This is a genomic window from Thermosynechococcus sp. HY596, from assembly GCF_030518715.1.
GTDB lineage: Bacteria > Cyanobacteriota > Cyanobacteriia > Thermosynechococcales > Thermosynechococcaceae > Thermosynechococcus.
In genome coordinates, this window is sequence record NZ_CP130346.1 from 1,381,172 (window position 1) to 1,400,537 (window position 19,366).

The following is a 19,366-nucleotide window of genomic DNA, read 5'->3' on the forward strand; positions in this document are numbered from 1 at the left end:
TCAAAAAATAATCGTCACCCGCAGTGAGTCGGTGTAGAGGCCGGGGGCAACCCACTGCTGGGCAGGAATGCGACCGTAGATCGTCAGTGTATTGAGGACATTGTTGCCGGGAATAAACGGTCCCCGTTGCTGTGTGCCCCCAGTGCCATCGCCCCAAATGATACTGCGATTAGCATCGAGGTAGAGGTTATAGTTCAGGCGATCGCTCCCACTGCTCATTTGTCGCGGTGTAAAACTATTGCTGCCCCCTTGGCTTAGTTGAACCGTTACGGGGCGGTTGTTAAAGCGACCAGCCCCACCCCCCACACAGACAAACTGGACTTGACCAGTGGTATCCAGAGGAATGGGCGAAAAAGGATCATAGCTCCCAAAGTTCAAACCGGTCACACTTTGAAACTGACAACCCGTCCCCTGCGCCTGTGCGGCTGCCCAATACCCAAGGCAACTGAGGCCAGTGATGCATCCTATCGTGGCGAGTCGGGCAACGAACATGAGACTTTCCCTACGTCAGTAAAGAGATCGTCACTGGGTGGCAGTGTCAGTTGGAACGTACAGCGCAGTTGCTCGTAGGTCACTTCAGCAGTGTAGGTTCCTGCTTCTAGGGTATCAAAGTAAAATTCTCCCCTTGGCGAGAGGGGCGATAGGATTTTTTCCTTGTTGCGTTCTAGGGTGAGTTGTCCCAAATTGGGAATGATCCGCTCACTGCCCCGCAAAATCACCACTCGTCCGACATAGTTGCGACTGGGGCGGACATCAAAGCGGGCGATCGCTCCCCCACGAAAAGGCGGTGCAATCAGTAGCTCGGTGCGGCCAATGGCAAAATCAATGGGAATATCCTGATCCTCAATCCGCAAGGCATTGCCGTAGTAGGGCAGCAAGTCTGGAATCAAAATTTTACCGCGACGATTCGTGCGACCAATTTCTTGATTACTTAAGTAGGTGCGCACACCCCCCACATTGGGCACATCCACCAAGACAAAACTCCCCTGCACCGGTCGCGTGGCAAAAACTTCACCGCCAATTGTGACGAATCCCCCTTCCACCACCACTTGCGCCTGTCCTGTATCCCCTGCCTGCGCGTAGCCAATTTGGTAGCGGCTCCAAGGGGCATTGTAAGAAAATGTGCCACTGACAAAGGCCTGCTCATTGGCCTGAAGCACCTGTCCCTGATAGCCATAGCCGACGCCCGCTGGGAGCGATCGCGAGACCTTGAGGAAAGGAACCCCCTGATTTCCCTGTTGCAGCCAGCCGGTGTTAAGTGTCACCGCATTGTTCAGAAAGTAGTTAAACGTAACACTGATTTGGTTCACTGGCTGATCACTGCCAGAGAGGAAGCGCGAACCTTGCAGGTATAGACTGAGATTGCGACGGAGTTGCACTTGAGCGAGAATCGTTGCCTGTTGCCGCACCCCTTGATCGCGGGGGTTGGTAAAAAAGTACTGACCACTGATTGTTAGCCGCGACCCCAGACTGAGGGTAGCATTGGCAAAGCCCTCTAACTGCGGGCGATCGTCCCCCAAACCCAAGCCAGTATTGACATAGTTGCCACTGAGCAGGCGCACCCCACCACCAAAGGCCAGCCGCCGCCCCGGATAGTTGTAGCCAACAGCAACCCCACTCCCCAATTTTCCCTCAGTGGTACTCACCGCCGCCGCCACATCCAGCGTGCCAATGGGAATCGCCGTACTCAGGTTCAAGCCCGCATTCAAAAGATCGCCATTGCCTTCCAGACGTGCCCCCAGGGTCAAGTTATTCAAAATGCCCTGCCGATAGGCCGCCAAAAATTGCCCCTGATCTCCGTAGCTGAAATTCTCCGTGCCAAAATTTTCCCGCTCGGCACCGGCAGCCACAATAAACTCCGATAGTCCGGGGCGCAATAACGTAAACGACTGGACAAAATTACGGCTAAAGACCTGTTGATTGCCCTCAGCATCCTTTATCACAATTCGCAAGCGATTAAAGCCCCCAAAGGCGGGCAAATTTTTGAGAATAAACGGCCCCGGCGGTAACGTCACCTGCCGAATCAGCAAGTTATTCAGGTAAATTTCTGCGCTGCTGGGGGTGGTTACCTCACCCCGAAAGTCAAAGGCGGGTTGGCGAATCAGGTAAGGGCTAAGGCCAAAGTTGCGTTCCCAAACAATGCCCCCCCAAAGGCCACCCCCGCCCAACAGGTCACTGCTGATAAACGCATCCCCTAGGGTCAAAGTCGTGAGATGGCGCCGATGATCCAATCTAAAAGCGGTGAGTCCCCGTTGCAGGTTGCCATCGGCAGTCAACCCCAGCGTTGAGGTAAGGGCATTGCCACCAAAGCTAATCGCCACTTCACTGGCAGCCGTCAGTTGTTCAAAGTTATTCCAAAAAACGCCATAGTTCAGGTAGGCACTTAAGGGTTGGCTATAGCGAATCCCCGGCGGTTCATTACTCGGGTTAAAGTCAATGACCGTTTGTGGCAGTTGGGCTGCTCCCACCTGTAACCGTAGCACTAAGTTGGCATCATCCCGCTGGAATGTCATCTGCGGTGCCAACGACTGCAAGGAGACGTGCTCAATGCCTTGGATGATTTCGCGGCGACCGCCAATCTCCCTCAGACCGGCATTCACTAGATCCTGCAAAGGGATGAGCACATCGTCGCCACGCACCAAAACAATCACATCCCCCTTGGTAACGCGATTCACCTCAAGGGTATAAATGGCAGAGACTTCTGCTTGGGCAGAGACTGGAGCAGCCATCAGGAGGCTACTAAGCGCAAACGCCGTTGGGAGTAGAAATTTCAGTTGTAAGGGAGGGGTTGGTGCCCACAGACTGTAATTTGACTTGGCGCACTTGGGCACAGTTGGTTTGTGGTAGAGGAATATTCCTAAAGGGGCGATCGCGATCGGCCAACACATACACCGACTCCAGCATTCGCTCGAACACCACTGTTCCCTGCTCATTCAGCCCCTGAACAGTGATACCAAGGGTTTGAATGTGGACATTGCCTTTATTGCGCAGGACAAAACTTAATTTGCCCCCTTCGACGCGACCATTCAAAATTTCGCCTTGGCGCTGGATATTGGCGGGTTGGACAAAAACTGGCAAGCTAAAGGTCTTGATAATGCGAATGGCTGCCCCTTGGGTTTCTAAGACATTGGCTGGGGGCAGTTCTGTCACCAACAGACGATAGGTTTGCTCTTGCGTTGTCGCCGGTTGCCGTGCTCCCACCCGTAGGGTTCGCTCTTCCCCCGGCGGTACCGACAGCAAGACAGGGAAAGCCACGATATTGCCATCGCTTTCCGTTAGCTCCTCTTGACCATCGGCGGTTTGCTGCCAGCGGCGCACACTAATCTCAAAGTTAATCGGCACCTGCCCCGTATTGGTCAGGGTCAACAATGCCGTTCGCTGACGCGGTGAGAGAAACACCTGCACCGCATTCAGATAAAACTCCGAGGATTGTGCTCCCACCCTTGAAGCCATGCCAAGGGCAATGACTGTGGCCAGCAGGGCAAACCGCCACCCCAATAGAAAGCGCACGCTAGAACGAGACAGTGACTTGAACCGTATCAATATAGGCACCGGGTTTTAGCTGATCTAGAGTACCGGACGGTAAGTTATCTGCTGCGAGAATCCGACCGTAGATGGGGAAGTTTGCAGGAGATGCATTGGGTGCTGTGTACTCGACAGCATTACTGAGATCACAGCCCCAAACTTGACTTCTCGCAGCATCTTTGTATAATCCATAGGGAAGACGAGCATCCGCATTGGCCATCTGGCGCAGAGGAGCAGTACAAGAAGAGCTCGATGAAGCGTTGCTTCCTTCCCCCAGCTTAATAGTCGCTTGAGTCTTAGGTAAGCACTTGACACTCACTTCACCTTGGGCATCCAAGGGCGTTGTTGCGTGGGCACCCAATGGATCATAGGTACCAAAGTTGATATTTTGAGTACCCGTAATTTTGCAGGCTGGGTTGACGTTTGCTTGAATTTGGATATTTGTGGTTTGGGGCGAAGTTTGGGCTTTTGCCCTCTGTGCCATTAATAGAGGCAACACTCCCCCCGCAGCGGCAAGAAATAGACTGAGAAGAATCCGTTTGAGCAGGAATGAGAAAGTCATCGTCAAACCCCCTTATGAGAACAACAAAAAGTTTACACTTCAATCTTTGATGTTACTCTGATACTGAATGTAGCAAGCCTTTAGGGATGACTCGCGGTGAGCTTGCAACACACACTAGCAGCAACAATACTACAGCATACCCCCCTTGCCTACCGTGATTTCACGGAGGTTTTATCTTTCCTTTAGAAAGAAACAATAATCTGAACCGTATCGGTATAAGTACCCGGTGTCAGTTGATTCAGAGTCCCTAAAAGTGCAAGAGCTTGACCCGATGGGATGCGGCCGTACACGATAATGTCTTTGACGCTAGCATTGGTCGCACTGTAGTCCACATCATTCAGGAAGTTACAGCCCCAAATGTCAAGAGGGGAGTAAGAACTATCCCGATACAAAAAATAAGGAAGGCGAGCGGAGCCAGAAGCCATACGCCGCAGCGGTACAAGACAACTGGACAAAGCAGCAGGATAACTCCCCTGATTCAGCCGAATGGTTGCTTGGGTGCCCGGTAAGCATTGCACACTCACCTGACCTTGGGCATCTAGCGCTTGGGTGTAGTGGGTACTGAGGGGATCATAGGTGCCAAAGTTAATATCCTGAACGCCCTTAATCACACAGGCTGCCTTCACCGTCGCCTGAACGTTGATGTTACTGGTTTGAGGTGAAGTTTGAGCATGGGCGCGCTGAGCCGTTAGGAGTGGCAATAGACCACTGGCAGCAGTCAAAAATAAACTTATTGGGTAGAGCTTTAGCCTCAGAAAACAGGGGCGATGCATAAGACTCTTCTCCCAACAGTTCATCAGTATTTTAATTGCTAGAGTGAAGCCTACAAATTGCTAATTATGAATTTGGAGAGCACTCAGTCATGACTCGTAGGCCAAGCTTACGCAAGCCTAATGTGAAGGTGTGCGGCGAATTCACAATTGCAGCCGTTAGAGGGATGCTGTCAACCCTACACCACTTACAGGACTTATGAACAGAGAATTTTAACTACGCAACAAAAGTTAATCTAAAGATTGGCACCCCCAAGCGTCAGGATCATCGTTGATGGCATGCGATCGCCATCGAAGGCAGTCTCAAAAATATTTTTGTAATGTTGATTGACCCCATTTTATTTGAGTGTATGCTAGTGCCTAGGAAAATTTTGTAGCCCTTTGATTTGGAGTGATTGCTGTGTTGCCAGACTTGCCAAGTTTTGATGCTTTGCTTCAGAGTTTGCGTAATATTGACACCCTAACCGAGTGGGAAATGGCGGTTCTGGGCATTATTGTCATCGTGGTTGGCATTTCTCTAGGGAACTGGGTCTGGCCAAGGATTTTGCAGGGGCTATTTATTCTTCTGTATCTTGGTGTAACTGCTATTCCCCTATTTTTGGTGGCGAACGGCATTCTACACCAGTGGCAAGATGTGGTCTTTAGCTGCCTAGTTATCGGCTTTTTGGGGTCAATCCCGTTACTCCCCTTTTTTGCTGTTTCCAGTATTCAGCGAAAAATAGATGGCCTCAAGCAACAGGTGAACACACCACCTGCATCAGCTCCTATTAATTTCGAAAGGGAGTGAGATATTTTCAAGAGGGATAGGCTATCCTCAAAGCATCATGAATGTTACTCAAGAATATGAGCTATAGCTTGGACTGACGAGAGCGGGTTGTCTCCTATATCAAGCAAGGTGGCAAAATCAGTGAAGCAACTCAAATCTTTCAGGTCAGTCGCGCCACCATCCATCGCTGGCTGAAGCGAGAGGACTTAGCGCCCACGGTTGTCCCCCGTCGTCCTTGGAAGCTGGATTGGGCGGCCTTAGCAGCCGATGTTGCTGCCCATCCCGATGACCGTTTAATCGACCGTACCCAGCGATTTGGCGTCCAAGTTTCCACCATTAGTTATGCCCTCGACCAGATGGGCATCACCCGAAAAAAAACAGATACGTTACCAAGAACGGTGTGAAGAAGAGCGACAAGCGTATCAACAGCAGCTCGACACATGGGTAGAGAGCCACGGCAAGGAAACGGTGGTGTCTATCGATGAAACGGGGTTTGACTCTCGGGTGGCGTGTGAGTATGGGTAGTCAGCGCGAGGCCAACGAATTGATGGAGAGCGAGCGGGGAAGCGTCAGAAAAGAGAGAGTTGAGTCGCAGGACGGTATAGACACCAGAAAGACTTCATCGCGCCGATGCTGTTTTCAGGATATTTGAATGCGGTAGGGTTTGTGAGCTGGCTGAGTCAATACTGTTTGTCAGCGTTAGAGAAACGTTCGTTGTTGATGATGGATAATGCACCGATTCATCCGAAAGGGGTGATTCAGGCAGTGGTGAAAGCGGCGGGTCACGAGGTGTTATTTTTACCGAAATACTCTCTTGATTTGAATGTGATTGAGCACGACTTCAGTGCGCTGAAGCGAGCGCGGATGTATGCAGGGTCAAACAGTTCGATTGATGAAGTGATTCGCAAGTATTGTGCTGGATGATGCCTCATTCTTTATTGGAATAGCTATATGTTTTGAGCCTCAAGGGCAATCTACGGCATCTGTATTCTACTCAGTCTTGACGGTGGGGTAGAGTGGTTGGCGCAGGCGGTGCGTTGCCATGCCATTGTCTGAGTATGCGTTTGCCCTGTGGGCAAAGACACAGGGCTTCAAAACTACGGTAATCTTATAGAGAAACTAGAGTATTGCTAGCAGTGCTATGGGCATCACTATTGAAAACGTTTCTAAGTCCTTTGGCTCCTTTCAAGCGGTCAAGCAGGTGGATTTGGATATTGCCAGTGGCTCTTTGGTGGCGCTGTTGGGGCCTTCAGGTTCCGGCAAATCAACCTTACTGCGGCTGATTGCGGGTTTAGAGATGCCCGACACTGGCCGAATTCTGCTCACGGGCAAGGACGCCACCTATCAAAGTGTCCAAGAACGTAATATTGGCTTCGTCTTTCAGCACTATGCCCTTTTTAAGCACATGACTGTGCGCCAAAATATCGCCTTTGGCCTAGAGCTGCGCAAGGTGCCCCGTGCCAAGATCAAAGCTCGGGTTGAGGAGTTGCTCGAGTTGGTGCAGTTGGGTGGCTTGGGCGATCGCTACCCCTCTCAGCTCTCTGGGGGACAACGCCAGCGGGTGGCTCTTGCCCGTGCCCTTGCCGTAGAACCCAAGGTGCTATTGCTGGATGAACCCTTTGGTGCCCTCGATGCCAAGGTACGTAAGGAACTGCGAGCATGGCTACGCCACCTCCACGATGATGTCCATGTGACAACGGTCTTCGTGACCCATGACCAAGAGGAGGCTATGGAAGTCGCGGATCAAATTGTTGTCATGAACAAAGGCCAAGTGGAGCAGGTGGGCACCCCCGCTGAAATTTACGACCATCCCGCTAGCCCCTTTGTGATGAGCTTTATTGGCCCTGTGAACGTCTTGCGCTCCCGCGTCTTTCAGCAAAGCGAAGGCACGGCTGCCCACTGCGATATTTTTCTGCGCCCGCGCGACATCATCATTGAGACGAGTCCCAATGGTAACACCGTCTCAGCCCGCATTCACCGCATCATTCACTTGGGTTGGGAAATTCAGGTGGAACTGCGCCTAGATGATGGACAGGAGCTGATGGCTCACCTATCGCGAGAGCGATTTGACGAGCTGCGCCTTGAACCCCAGCAACAGGTCTTTATTAAGCCAAGGGAGGCAAAGTCCTTTCCCCTTTACTACAGTATTTAGGCACCAAAAAATCCGTTCATCCCTTGAACAAAGGGGGTCAAACTTGCTATGCTAACAAAGCAACGCAATGGGGTGTCGCCAAGCGGTAAGGCAGCGGGTTTTGGTCCCGCCATTCGGGGGTTCGAATCCTCCCGCCCCAGTTAGGTTATAGACATCAATGCCAAGAATATTACCTTCATTACTGGCCTTAGATTTTGATGGCGTCCTCTGCAACGGCCTGCGAGAATATTTTCAAACCAGTTGGCAGGTGTATCAGCAGGTGTGGCCTGAGCAGCCCCTTGTGCTTTCCCTAGAGGAACTAGAAAGGCAATTTGGTCAATTGCGCCCTGTGATTACGGTGGGTTGGGAAATGCCGCTCCTGTTGCGAGCAATTGTTGAAGGCACCTCTACTCAAGAGATTCTCCAAAACTGGCCAAAGGTGCGCGATCGCCTACTTGCTACCTACCATCTCACTGCCACCGATTTGGGAGAACGAGTGGACGGCCTGCGCGATCGCTGGATTGCAACGGACTGGCAAAGCTGGCTGGCGCTCCATGACTTTTATGACGGTGTCGTAGCCGCTTTGCAACGCTGGCAGACTCAAGGTCAACCCCTCGCCATTGTCACCACCAAGGAGCAGCGCTTTGTTACGTATTTGCTAGAGCAAGCGGGCATCTCCTTTCCCCCAAGGGCGATCTATGGCAAAGACCAACAGCAGCCAAAACCTGTGATTCTTGAGGCGCTTCAGTCAACCTATGGTGCTCCCCTGTGGTTTGTTGAGGATCGCCTCGGGGCACTGTTACAGGTTGCGGCTACACCGGAACTAGAGGAAACAGAACTCTTCTTGGCGACATGGGGCTATACCACTGCTGGCGATCGCGCCCAAGCCGAGGCACATCCGCGCATCCATCTCCTCAGCCGAGAACAATTTTGTGAATTTCCCCACTGGCTTTGCCCCTAACCCCTTGTCTTTCAAGGTGGTTTTCTCTATACTGGAAAAGCTGCGCAACAGCGCGGGTCGCTAGCTCAGCGGTAGAGCACTCGGCTTTTAACCGATTGGTCTTGGGTTCGAATCCCAGGCGACCCATTCCAACTAGCTATCCAATAGCCGGCGGAGTTCTGCCATATCGTCATCAATAGATTTACTCTGAGAGGATGAACTGGGGCGTGGTGCGTCCTGCACTTCGGGAGTAGAGACGTTGATATTAATATTTAACTGACTGCTGCCACTGGAGGTCTGGGGGAGTGTCCCCGCGGAGGAAGCATCGGGCAACAAGCCCATCTGCCGCTTCATTTCCAGCAGTTCAAATTCCACATCCTGTTTGTTGGCGCTGCTTTGGAGCGCTTGGAATTTACTTTCGAGAGTATCGCCACTCAGTTCAGCGATCGCTTGGGAGCGGGCTTCCATTTGCAGGACTTTATCTTCCATACGCTCAAATGCCGCCATCGCATTGGAGGTGCCCACCTTGCTGACCGCTTGATGAATCTGCTCAGAGGCTTTGGCTGCCCGGACACGCGCTTTGAGCATTTCCTTCTTCGTTTTCGCCTCAGAAATTTTGCTTTCAAGGGCGGTCAAGTTGTCCTTAAGGGTTTTTACTTGGACTGCCATTTGATCCACTTGGGCTTTAAGGGCGGCAGCGGTATCTGCGGCAGTTTTCTTGCGGTTCAAGGCTTCCAACGCGAGGGCTTCATCTCCTCTACTGAGGGCAAGGCGTGCCCGCTCTTCCCACTGTTGGGCATCCTTAAGATTTTGGGCGTACTGCTGCTCTAGTCGTTTCTGAGCAGCAATGGCTTGAGCAACGGCTTGGCGCAACTTCACCAAGTCCTCGTTCATGTCAATAATTGTTTGCTCAAGGATTTTTTCTGGATCTTCAGCAGCACTGACAATGGCATTGAGATTAGAGCGAATCACCATGCCGACACGATCAAGTAAACCCATGCTTTGCCTCGTCAATAACTCGCTGACTCTACTCTAGCGCATGCCCTCTACATCCCCATGATGCAGTAGCCCGAATCCACATAAAGAATTTGACCAGTGATGCCACTGGCTAGATCGCTGGCAAGAAAAGCTGCTGTGTTGCCCACCTCTGTTTGGGTCACCGTGCGCCGCAACGGAGCCGTGGCTTCCACATGGTGGATCATATCGAGAATGCCCCCTACTGCTGAGGAGGCCAAGGTGCGAATTGGACCAGCGGAGATACCATTGACACGGATCTTCTGAGGCCCCAATTCTGCCGCGAGGTAGCGCACATTCATTTCTAGGGCTGCCTTGGCAATCCCCATGACATTGTAGTTCGGCACAACCCGCACACCCCCCAAATAAGTCAGGGTAATGATTGACCCGCCGTTGGTCATCAATGGTTTAGCGGCACGGCTGAGAGAGATCAGGGAGTAGGCACTGATGTCGAGAGCGAGATTAAAGCCTTCAAGGGAGACGGCGGAAAAGTCACCACTGAGATCTTCTTTTTGGGCAAAGGCCAAACAGTGAATCAAAATATCTAAGCCACCCCAAGTAGAGGCAATGGCAGCAAAGGCTTCGTCAATTTGTTGAGGTTGCTGCACATCTAGGGGTAAAAGCAGTTTGGGGTCTAAAGGAGCAGTCAGTTCCTCGACCTTTTGCTTCAGCTTTCCCCGCTCGTCGGGAAGATACGTCACTGCCAGTTCAGCACCTGCTGCATGGAGCTGTTGGGCAATCCCCCAAGCAATGGAGCGATTATTGGCAATGCCGGTCACAAGGGCGCGTTTTCCCGATAGGTCTAGGAGCATAGGTACAGCCAGTGTGAATGATCTAACCCTCTGATCGTACCAGAGGGGCTGCTGCCTTTAGCGCCAGCGTAGGACTTGGGTTTTCAAGGGGTTGACAAATTCCCGTCCCTCTTGGGTGGCTTTCTCGTACTCCCGCTTAAGCTGGTAATACCATTTAGCTTGGTAATCGGCCTCTTTGATAAGCGTCAACGGTGGCTTGTACTTTAGGCCTTCGCTTTGCTTGGCCACAATGCGCAAATCTTGGTTGAGAAATTCCCGTGCTAAGGGAGCCAGTAGCGGTTTCAGGGGGGCGAGCCATGGAAAGGTCCAGTAGTAGGTGGCAGTGAGTTCAGTTTCCTGATCGTTGATGGGGGTGAGGGTAATCAGAAAACAAAAGGTGTGGCGATCGCTATAGTTGGTTTCGATGCGAATCCCCGGCAGCCGATAGATAATTTCCACCTCAGGATGGCCACCTAAAATATGGTGTGCCCACGACTTGCGCAACAGGGGATGGCGGCGCATGGTAAAGCCATAGGGCGACGGATCAAAGGTTTTTGCCTTCTCAAAGAGCTTGCCCCGCTTGCGCCACCACCACGCCCCATGGACAAAGGGCGCATGGGAGGGATCCATAAAGTTAATAAACACCTGATCCAAATGTCCCGGAAAGATGAATTTTTGCACCGCTTGGGGTTGGGTCTCGGCGCTAAATCCGGGCACAAGGGGCACCTCTAGGGTCGGTTCACTGACATCACGCTCATTGGCTGGGAAAAAAATCCAGAGATTGCCCTGCACCTCGCGTACGGGATAACTCAACACACCAAAGTGCTTGAGATCCACATCACTATCACTGGTCAGGGAGGGAATCAGCGTACAGTGGCCGTGGGCATTGAAGCGCCAGCCGTGGTAGGGGCACTCCACCTCTTCCCCATCAAAGTGACCATAGTGTAGGGGAATGCCACGGTGAGGGCAGAGATTGCGCAGCGCAAAGGGCTTGCCTGAAGTGGTACGGCAGAAGAGAATAGGCTCCCCTAAAAGCACCTTGGCTTGGCAGCGACCCGGCTTGAGGTCAGCGGCTGGCAGGCCATAGTACCAGATATTGCGTAAGAAACTACTACCCTCATGGAGGGAGAATGAAGTGCTGCTGGAGTTCATAACCAGACTCTACCAGATGCTCGGCAGTTATTTTCTACGTTACGCCGAAGCAGCCGTCAAGTCAGTCACATACCGCAGCAAGATCCCCTTCTGGCCAATGATGAACCCTTGATCAGGACTAAAGAAGAGAATTTTATAAAAGTTGGAGGGGACTTTTTTCACGTCCACATCCTGCTGCCACGTTTGGCCACCATCTTGGCTACAGAGCAGTACCCCAGCACCCCCTGCTAGCCATACTTCATTGGGTGTGCGATAGGCCAGATCAAGGAAGCCAACACTATTGCGACGCAGGGGACTCAGCAGTTCTCCCCAGTTTTCGGAATTGTCTGGATCAGAGAAGGCAATTTTACCGCCATTGACAATCATCCAGAGCCGACCATCCGGGGTAAAGCCCATATTGTGGACACGGCGCGAGGTGGTGCGATTGTGGGGTTGCCAAGCGGTTTGTCCCGGCTGCCACGTGGAGTAAAAGCTCCCCCGCGAGGAGACAGCCACATACTCACCAGAGGGCGAACGGTTGAGGTTGCGCATCACACCAATAGCTTCTTGAACTAAGGCCTGCCAGTTTCTGCCCCCATCTTGGGTACGGTAAATGGCGCCTACATCGGTCATCATTTCTGCAGCGCCATTGCCGAGGGCTTTGATCAGGCGGGGTGAGCCGGGGAGCTTGGGATTGAGGGGAATTTGACTCCAAGATTGGCCACCATCGGTCGTGTGCAGCATAATGGGTGGCTCACCGACAATCCAGCCCTCGTTCCCTTGGAAGCTAACGCTGTTGAAGCGATAGTCGGGATTATCTAAAACCAGCGTACGGGGTTCCCAAGTTTGACCACCGTCGCGAGTTTCCATCAGTGTGGCATTGGCACCCACCAACCAACCGTGATTACGGTCAATAAAGCTCATATCGAGAATGGTTGAGGTGGTTGGTAGTTGGATGGCTTCCCAAGGGTTGTAGTCCAAGGCGGGGATGGCAAGGGCAGAGGTACTCAGGCTCATCCAGAGGACAACGGTCACCAGTAGCCAATGCAGGAACTTGATTCCTTTCATTTTTTGCCAATAACTGTCAATTTGTTTAGCGAACATTATAGAAACTCAGTAGAAAAAGAACGGCAAGGGCAAGACCACCAAAAATGAGGATATTTTTTTGGCCGGGGGTGAGGCGATTCACACCCAAGCCGTAGTTCAGATTTTCCTTGAAGCCTGAGGGGGATCCCACAGGTCCAATGTTGCTAAATTGCTTTTTCGGAGCACTGCACACTGGACACCGCCAGTTTACGGGGAGATCAGCAAAGGCTGTCCCCGGCGGAATCGAGCGATTTTCGTCTCCCTTTGAGGGTTCATAGATGTAGCCGCAGGCACGGCACTCAAACCGATCTAAGGGCGCAACATCAGGGGTTTCGGCGGTCATACCTCAGAAATTTTTAAGATTTGCGACATACATCTTAATACTACGGGATTTAGGGGCGTTTCTTGTGATGAGGACAGGGGAGTTTTCAGGACAATACTGCGAAACTCTAAGACATGTAACGAAAGATCAGACCTTTGCAACATAAATATAAAGAAAAGATTAGGGAAGCCAGCCCTGCCAAGAAGTGATGCCATGATAGGGGTATTCAATTGAGGTCAGCCCATATAGACCTTAACCTTAAATCTCCTTTAATATTCCGTAGAATGCTGGCTTCCATATCACCAAGGGGGCTGGCATTTTACTTTTGGGGGTAGAATAGAGACCTGCACTTTCTACGGGTCGCCTGTGACTCCCACATTGTGTTGGCACTATCCACCGCTCCAAGCAGGAATTCTCTGTCGGCGCTATCAGCGATTTTTTGCGGAGATTGAGTTGACCTCTGGCGATCGCATCACAGCCCACTGCCCGAATACAGGGCCGATGACAGGAATCTGCCAAGTGGGTGCCCCCGTTCAAGTCTCCTACCATGCAGATCCCAAGCGCAAGCTGGCCTATACGTGGGAAATGATTTTCGTTGATGGCACGTGGGTGGGGGTAAATACGAGTTTGCCGAATCGGGTGATTGCTTCCGCATTGGCGGCAGGCATCCTACCGGAACTAGCTGGGTACGGCACTCAGCAGCGAGAGGTGGCCTATGGTCAAGAGCGCAGCCGCATTGACTTTTACTTGGCGGATCATCCCCAACAGCCCCCTGCCTATGTTGAGGTGAAAAATACCACTTGGGCGCAAGGGGGGTTAGCCCTGTTTCCTGATACGGTGACCATGCGAGGTCAAAAGCATCTGCGGGAACTGCAATGGCTACGGCAAACCCAACCTGACACTCGTGTGTGTATGCTCTACTTTATTAATCGCGGTGATTGCGATCGCTTTGCGCCGGGAGACAGTGCCGATCCCACCTATGGACAACTCTTACGCGCCGCCTACAACCAAGGGGTGGAAATTTTGCCCTATCGTTTTGCCATTGAGCCAACGGGCATTCAGTTTTTGGGAACGGCCAAGCTGGTACTCTAGGACACTTGGCTAAGTTCAATCAGATTGCCATCGGGATCTGCGACAAAGATTGCGGTTCGTCCTGAGGCACTGCGCTGCAAGGGAATTTGGGCTGCCACTAGGCGTTGTTCGAGACTGGCTAAATCAGTTACGCCAAGGGCAAAGTGGGGGTTACGTCCCCACCGCTGATCTTGACAGGGATCAACCACCTGCTCCGCTGGGATGAGATGAATTTGCACCGTACCGATTTGATACCAGCGGCCGGGGAATTTCAGGGGGCGATCGACGGGGGTAAGACCCAGCAACCCTTCATAGAAGGCCGCAGCTCGCTCCAAATCCGTGACGTTAATAGCAACGTGGAGAAAGACCATCAGGAATTGGCGGGTTGCGTCACCCCTAAGCGAATTTCTGAGCAAAAGGAGGCCATACTAAAGCCACCAAAGCGCTTGAGAATACTGGTGCGCAGGCGTAGATTGGGGCTGGCAAACCAAAGGCGCTCTTCAGAGTACATGGTTTCGTATTCGGTAATCAGTGTTAGGGCACCATCACTGCCCATACTGAAGCGACCGGCAACCGGTGCTTTTTCGGCATAGCCCATTTCCCGCAGGAGCTTGCCTTCCATCCGTGACCCCTGATCCATGATCGGCACCAGTACCGTTGAGCCTTCGTGCTTCTCGCTGTCCCATTCCATCGTGCCGTCCCAACTGACCCGTGCACCGCACACTGCCCAAGCGGGATCCATGTCATATTGCTGACACAGGGCAATGACCGCAGGATCATCCACAGACAGTAATTCAATGGTTAACTGAGACTTGCCTGACTCAGTTTGCTTAAAGGCCAAGTGATGACTGGTACGTTGGGAAAACCAGCGGCCAGCACTTTGGGCAAAAAAGTCGCGGATGTCCATACCTGCGCACACTATGTAATGGGGACAAGAGCAGTATTTTTGAGTCTTTTTTTAGGGTACACCGTCTCTTCGATTCCTTCCAAACGATCGCGCTGAGGAAAGATGCAGTCAAAGATTAACAATGTAACAATATGTAAACGAGTTTAAGATTTAAGATAGAAGTAGGTCGCCCTCATCAATCCCTATGCTGCACTCAAATTTACCTGAACCTCAACTGCTTAAGGTCTTGCTGGAGCCGCTACTCGAAGATTTTCAGTACTGGTTCACGCGATCGCGATCGCTCTTGCAGACAGAAGTGATTCCCTTCTTGAACGTGGCGGAACAGCAGGCACTCCTTGAACGGGTGGAGACGGCCCTCAATGATGTGATTGCTACCCAAAGCCTCTTTCGGGCAACGGACGGCCAAGTGGGGGTTGATACACAGGTACTGATGCAGTGGCATACGCTCTTGATGGAGTGCTGGCAGGTTGCCCACCACTATCGCTTATCCAAATCTTGTGACACTTAAACGATTCTTGGCGCTTGGCTCGGAGGTGCTCTCTTCATGTTGCAGTTGATCTATATTGTTGCCTTTACGGTCTTGGCACTACTGGCCATGGCTAATCTGATTCGCAGTTTGTTGACCCTCGGCATTGAATCACAACGCCAATTTTCACCGCCACGGGTGACCCATCCCGAACTGTTAGATAGCGATGGCCATGTGATTGATGAACCCCTGTTGGTGATGCGCTCTCTCAGTGTGGAGGATGCCCGTGCCCAGCTGGATGCGATCTACCGCGAATCCCCCAGCTACGGTGACGACGCCCGTGGAGAAACCCAAGCCTAAATTCTTAGGCTCCTATGGGCAGTTCCTGAGCCGCTGGTTTCAGGTGGATGCAACGGCACTGGCGGAGGTCTTGGCTAGGGCACGGCAGGAATTAGCGGCGACGGAGGTCTTGCTGATTGGCAAACCCCAATCGGGGAAAAGTTCGATTGTGCGGGCAATGACGGGTGCCGATGCCAGTATTGTCGGGGCGGGGTTTCGTCCCCATACGCGGCAAACACAGCGCTATGACTATCCCACGGCTGAACTGCCACTGCTCACCTTCACGGATACAGTGGGCTTGGGGGAAACGCCAGAGCAAACGGCTGAGGTGGTGGCGGAATTGGATCACCTGTTGCAGCAAAGTCAACGGGCACGAGTGATTATTTTGACGGTCAAGGTAACGGATTTTGCGGGCGATCGCCTGCACCAAGTGGCAAAGGCACTGAAGAAGGCTCATCCAGAGATTCCGTTTATTTTGGCCATTACCTGTCTGCACGAGCTGTATCCCCCCAACCAAGAAAATCATCCCCCCTATCCCCCAGAGATTCCTGAGGTTAATTTGGCGATCGCTGGCCATAAGGAGCGCTTTGCTGACATTAGCGATCGCGTCATTCCCCTTGACTTTACGTTGGAGGAAGACGGCTACACCCCTGTTTTTTATGGCTTTGAGACCCTTGCTACAACCCTAGAGGCAGTGCTGCCCAAAGCAGAAGCCCAACTGCTCCGCGAGCTGATCGCCCAATCCCATCTCAGTGATCAACTGGCTCCCCTCTATCGTCAGGTGGGGCGGCGCTACATTGCCCCCTTTGCAGTGATGGCGGGAACCTTGGCGGCAGTGCCTTTGCCCTTTGCCACGATGCCAGTCCTTGTGGGGGTGCAGGTGGTGATGGTGGTGCTGCTGGGGCAGTTGTACGGTCAGACCCTTTCGCCTTCCCAAGCCGGGGGCATCTTGACCACAATTGGCGGCGGATTTGTGGCGCGGTTGGTGGGGCAACAGTTGATTAAATTGATTCCGGGTTTGGGATCGGTGCTGTCTGCCTCTTGGGCGGCGGCCTATACTTGGGCCTTGGGGGAAGCCGCCTGTGTCTATTTTGGCGACGTGATGGGGGGCAAAACTCCCGATCCGCAGCGCATTCAGCAGGTACTCCAAGAAACATTGGCAACCGCACATTTACGCTTGCGCCAAAGCGAGTCCTAAATCAAGCCATCGTTTTGAGGGGCATTGGCCTTCAGGGAGCCATCCGCTTGCCAGCGCACTTCCCCGGCTTCTCCGACCACAAAATAGGGAATTTCTTTCTCCTTTAGATAGCGGGCGATCGCGGGATCAAGGGCGTTGCGACTAAGAATGACACTGCGCGGCTTAACAATCTCAAAGAGGCGTGGCGTTAATTTTCGCCCCCACCACCAGAGAACCTGCGGTGGCTCCACGGGCGTCACGGCCAGCCAATCCGTTTGAGCGGCATCGCGACTGGGATCACTGACAAAGAGCCACTGACTGTTGCCCATCTCCAAGGTCAAGATAGCCGGATCCGCCCGCAGGACAGTAATTTTCACCTGACCCAGTTGAACGGGTTGCCGCAGGGGAAGCGATTGATGGGGCACCTTGAGGGTGGTCAACATTTCCCGGTAGGCAGGATCACTCTTGGCCGTTGGCACATCCGTAAACTGGCGAATTGGGGTGATCCCATGAATCTCGCGCCAGCCCTGTTGTTGACGGTACTGGCGATCGCTGGCCACCGCCCAATCAATGCGGTTAATGCCCTCTTGAGCCAAGAAAGCCGTTAGCCCTTGGGGATCTCCCCCATTAATGACGACTGTCCCCGCTGGTTGCTGAACCACCAGTGTCGGCACCTGTGTATTGGCCAGAACCGTAGCTTGAAAGAGGGTATTTTGGCGCAGAATAAAGGGCACGAGAACCAGAGTGACACCAAGGGTAAACAGCAAAAACCAACGGCGCCGCCAGCGAGGACTCAGCCACCCAAGGACAATCAGGCCATAGAGAACAACAACTTGCAGCCAACCCAAACTGCCAAGGGCGATCGTTGCCCCCGGCCACTGGCCGATGGTTTGAATCAGCCACAGGAGGAAAGCTGTGGGGTAGTAGAGGAGCCAAGCAAGCGCCGATCCCACAGGCGGAACGAGGAGGCCGACCATGGCACTGATGAAGCCGCCAACCGTCAAGAGAACTAGGGGCAGATTGGCAAGGACATTAGCCAGCAGACCATACACCGGGAAAATACCGAAGATTGCCAAAGAGAGGGGCAGTACCCAAAGGGTGGCCGCGAGGGGTACCGCGACAAGGTTGCGCAGGGGTGTTGGCAACCAATCGAGGCGATCGCTGATCGGTTGAGCACTGACAATGAGACCCAAGGTGGCTAGGAAGCTCAACTGAAAGCCAATGTCCTCAATCCACAGGGGATTGTAGATCAGCATGGCAGTGGCGATCGCCAGCAGAATCACGAGGGGTTGCCCCTTTTGACCATTCACCAAAGCCACCAGACCCGCCAAGCCCATCAACACAGCGCGAATTGCTGAGGGGGCAAACCCACTCAAACAGGCAAAGAGCACCAAGACCCCAGCCCCCAAACCATAGCGCCACTGCTGCGGCAGGAAACGCGTCACCGCCAAGACAACTGCCAACAAAATCGCCGTATGAAACCCCGAGGCCGCCAGAGCATGGGATAGCCCCACGCGCCGAAAGCTGTCGCGCACCTCAAAGGGAATGGCCACCGCGCGGTTCCCCAGCACCATTGCCGAGACCACCGCACCATAGCGATCGCCCAACCCTTGGGCATGGACTTGGATAATCCGCTGCCGCAGTGCCCACAACCCCCAAGGTGATCCCTGATCCAAAATCGTGACCTTGTTGCCTGCTAAGCCAGCAAAGGTGTGCTGTAACTGAAGCTGCCGCCGAAAGTTAAAGGCACGAAAAAACTCACTGCCCCCCCCACGAGGCAGATAGAGCCGCCCCGAAATCTGGATCCGTTGGCTGGGATGTAGCTTTGCCCCTTCCGCTGCTGGCAGTGTCACATAGAGGCGGCCACTGGCTCTCCCTTGCAGCACCTCACTTTGGGCCGGTACTTGACTGAGATTTTGATAGCGCTCCACCCCTAGGAAAAAGCGTCGTCGCCCAGCGCGATTAGGTAGTGGTGTGGTTTCAACACGCCCCTCGACGAGCACCGTTGACGGTAGGTTCAACCCCTCAAGACGGGGCACTAAACTGCTGATGTCATTCACCCCCGGCTGGGGCGTGCGCAGCCACACATAGGCCATCGCTAAAAGGGCAACCCCGGTGGCGATCGCAAAACTTTGACTCGAAGGCAGGCGCAGCCAAACCTTACCGCCCCAGCGCCGCCCGCTGTAGAGCATCCCTCCTAGGGCCAAGACCCCCAGCCAGCCCCACTGAAAGAGACTGAAAACACACCCCGTAATAAAGGCGATCGCCCAGAGAATTCCATCCGCCTTGGTAATGCTGAACATAGCCTTGTTGGGGTTGGCGTCCAGAGACTTAGGAGAAACTTTAAGACGGCATCATGCTGTAGGGA

General features: G+C 53.0%; 20 protein-coding genes, 2 tRNA genes and 1 pseudogene. 10 read left to right on the forward strand and 13 right to left on the reverse strand.

The genetic code is table 11. The features are described 5' to 3' along the window. The 5 genes from QYC28_RS06920 to QYC28_RS06940 all read right to left on the reverse strand — a co-directional run bounded on the left by QYC28_RS06920 (position 1) and on the right by QYC28_RS06940 (position 4,809). Complete coding sequence (locus tag QYC28_RS06920; RefSeq protein WP_149819404.1) at positions 1-492, reverse strand: spore coat U domain-containing protein; 492 nt, start codon at positions 490-492, stop codon at positions 1-3. Beyond that, entirely contained in the window at positions 465-2,729 is a 2,265-nt protein-coding gene (locus QYC28_RS06925; RefSeq protein ID WP_302679196.1) for a fimbria/pilus outer membrane usher protein, read from the reverse strand. The genes QYC28_RS06920 and QYC28_RS06925 overlap by 28 nt, the downstream gene beginning before the upstream one ends. A 10-nt stretch (positions 2,730-2,739) precedes the next feature. Further along, on the reverse strand, positions 2,740-3,510 hold the full coding sequence (locus tag QYC28_RS06930; protein WP_302679197.1) for a molecular chaperone: 771 nt from the start codon (positions 3,508-3,510) through the stop codon (positions 2,740-2,742). Between the two features lies 1 nt (position 3,511). Then, positions 3,512-4,087, reverse strand: coding sequence for a spore coat U domain-containing protein (locus tag QYC28_RS06935; protein ID WP_302679198.1), 576 nt, complete (start codon positions 4,085-4,087; stop codon positions 3,512-3,514). Between the two features lie 182 nt (positions 4,088-4,269). Next, positions 4,270-4,809, reverse strand: coding sequence for a spore coat U domain-containing protein (locus tag QYC28_RS06940; RefSeq protein ID WP_302679199.1), 540 nt, complete (start codon positions 4,807-4,809; stop codon positions 4,270-4,272). Positions 4,810-5,257: 448 nt separating this feature from the next. Here QYC28_RS06940 and QYC28_RS06945 point away from each other — a divergent pair, with 448 nt between their 5' ends. The 6 genes and pseudogenes from QYC28_RS06945 to QYC28_RS06970 all read left to right on the forward strand — a co-directional run bounded on the left by QYC28_RS06945 (position 5,258) and on the right by QYC28_RS06970 (position 8,841). After that, the gene (locus QYC28_RS06945) at positions 5,258-5,644 is read left to right on the forward strand and encodes a hypothetical protein (RefSeq protein ID WP_149819415.1); all 387 of its coding nucleotides are present in this window, start codon (positions 5,258-5,260) and stop codon (positions 5,642-5,644) included. Positions 5,645-5,742: 98 nt separating this feature from the next. Further along, positions 5,743-6,547 (forward strand): annotated as a pseudogene (locus tag QYC28_RS06950) (IS630 family transposase). Between the two features lie 217 nt (positions 6,548-6,764). Continuing rightward, the gene (locus QYC28_RS06955; protein ID WP_149819417.1) at positions 6,765-7,775 is read left to right on the forward strand and encodes a sulfate/molybdate ABC transporter ATP-binding protein; all 1,011 of its coding nucleotides are present in this window, start codon (positions 6,765-6,767) and stop codon (positions 7,773-7,775) included. 68 nt (positions 7,776-7,843) lie between these two features. Further along, positions 7,844-7,915 (forward strand) — tRNA-Gln (locus QYC28_RS06960). A gap of 17 nt (positions 7,916-7,932) precedes the next feature. Next, positions 7,933-8,715 carry an HAD family hydrolase gene (locus tag QYC28_RS06965; protein WP_149819420.1) on the forward strand — a complete coding sequence of 261 codons (783 nt, stop codon included), beginning with the start codon at positions 7,933-7,935 and terminating at the stop codon, positions 8,713-8,715. Between the two features lie 54 nt (positions 8,716-8,769). Further along, positions 8,770-8,841 (forward strand) — tRNA-Lys (locus QYC28_RS06970). Positions 8,842-8,847: 6 nt separating this feature from the next. Here the strand turns inward: QYC28_RS06970 and QYC28_RS06975 are convergent. Genes QYC28_RS06975 through QYC28_RS06995 form a run of 5 tightly spaced genes read right to left on the reverse strand, consistent with a single transcriptional unit; the run spans position 8,848 to position 13,059 of the window. Further along, positions 8,848-9,693 carry a PspA/IM30 family protein gene (locus tag QYC28_RS06975; RefSeq protein WP_302679200.1) on the reverse strand — a complete coding sequence of 282 codons (846 nt, stop codon included), beginning with the start codon at positions 9,691-9,693 and terminating at the stop codon, positions 8,848-8,850. A gap of 47 nt (positions 9,694-9,740) precedes the next feature. Next, entirely contained in the window at positions 9,741-10,520 is a 780-nt protein-coding gene (gene fabI / locus QYC28_RS06980; protein WP_149819423.1) for an enoyl-ACP reductase FabI, read from the reverse strand. A gap of 57 nt (positions 10,521-10,577) precedes the next feature. Then, the gene (locus QYC28_RS06985) at positions 10,578-11,651 is read right to left on the reverse strand and encodes an aromatic ring-hydroxylating dioxygenase subunit alpha (RefSeq protein WP_149819425.1); all 1,074 of its coding nucleotides are present in this window, start codon (positions 11,649-11,651) and stop codon (positions 10,578-10,580) included. A 39-nt stretch (positions 11,652-11,690) separates the two neighbouring features. Further along, the gene (locus tag QYC28_RS06990) at positions 11,691-12,698 is read right to left on the reverse strand and encodes a photosynthesis system II assembly factor Ycf48 (protein WP_302679201.1); all 1,008 of its coding nucleotides are present in this window, start codon (positions 12,696-12,698) and stop codon (positions 11,691-11,693) included. Between the two features lie 25 nt (positions 12,699-12,723). Then, on the reverse strand, positions 12,724-13,059 hold the full coding sequence (locus QYC28_RS06995) for a rubredoxin (protein WP_149819429.1): 336 nt from the start codon (positions 13,057-13,059) through the stop codon (positions 12,724-12,726). A 345-nt stretch (positions 13,060-13,404) separates the two neighbouring features. Between QYC28_RS06995 and sfsA the strand changes: the two genes are divergently transcribed. After that, positions 13,405-14,130 carry a DNA/RNA nuclease SfsA gene (gene sfsA / locus QYC28_RS07000; protein WP_149819431.1) on the forward strand — a complete coding sequence of 242 codons (726 nt, stop codon included), beginning with the start codon at positions 13,405-13,407 and terminating at the stop codon, positions 14,128-14,130. Here sfsA and QYC28_RS07005 read toward each other — a convergent pair. Then, positions 14,127-14,480, reverse strand: coding sequence for a VOC family protein (locus QYC28_RS07005; protein ID WP_149819433.1), 354 nt, complete (start codon positions 14,478-14,480; stop codon positions 14,127-14,129). The genes sfsA and QYC28_RS07005 overlap by 4 nt on opposite strands. Then, complete coding sequence (locus QYC28_RS07010; protein ID WP_190278015.1) at positions 14,480-15,016, reverse strand: phycobiliprotein lyase; 537 nt, start codon at positions 15,014-15,016, stop codon at positions 14,480-14,482. Before QYC28_RS07010 ends, QYC28_RS07005 begins: the two co-directional genes overlap by 1 nt. Before the next feature lie 184 nt (positions 15,017-15,200). On the opposite strand from QYC28_RS07010, the gene QYC28_RS07015 reads away from it, so the two are divergent. Genes QYC28_RS07015 through QYC28_RS07025 form a run of 3 tightly spaced genes read left to right on the forward strand, consistent with a single transcriptional unit; the run spans position 15,201 to position 17,019 of the window. Next, on the forward strand, positions 15,201-15,524 hold the full coding sequence (locus tag QYC28_RS07015; protein WP_149819437.1) for a DUF2605 domain-containing protein: 324 nt from the start codon (positions 15,201-15,203) through the stop codon (positions 15,522-15,524). A gap of 36 nt (positions 15,525-15,560) precedes the next feature. Next, complete coding sequence (locus tag QYC28_RS07020) at positions 15,561-15,842, forward strand: DUF2973 domain-containing protein (protein WP_149819439.1); 282 nt, start codon at positions 15,561-15,563, stop codon at positions 15,840-15,842. Next, positions 15,811-17,019, forward strand: coding sequence for a GTPase family protein (locus tag QYC28_RS07025; RefSeq protein ID WP_302679202.1), 1,209 nt, complete (start codon positions 15,811-15,813; stop codon positions 17,017-17,019). Before QYC28_RS07020 ends, QYC28_RS07025 begins: the two co-directional genes overlap by 32 nt. Here the strand turns inward: QYC28_RS07025 and QYC28_RS07030 are convergent. After that, positions 17,016-19,301: a ComEC/Rec2 family competence protein gene (locus tag QYC28_RS07030; protein ID WP_302679203.1), complete on the reverse strand. Its 2,286-nt coding sequence runs from the start codon at positions 19,299-19,301 to the stop codon at positions 17,016-17,018. The genes QYC28_RS07025 and QYC28_RS07030 overlap by 4 nt on opposite strands. Positions 19,302-19,366: the final 65 nt, after the last annotated feature.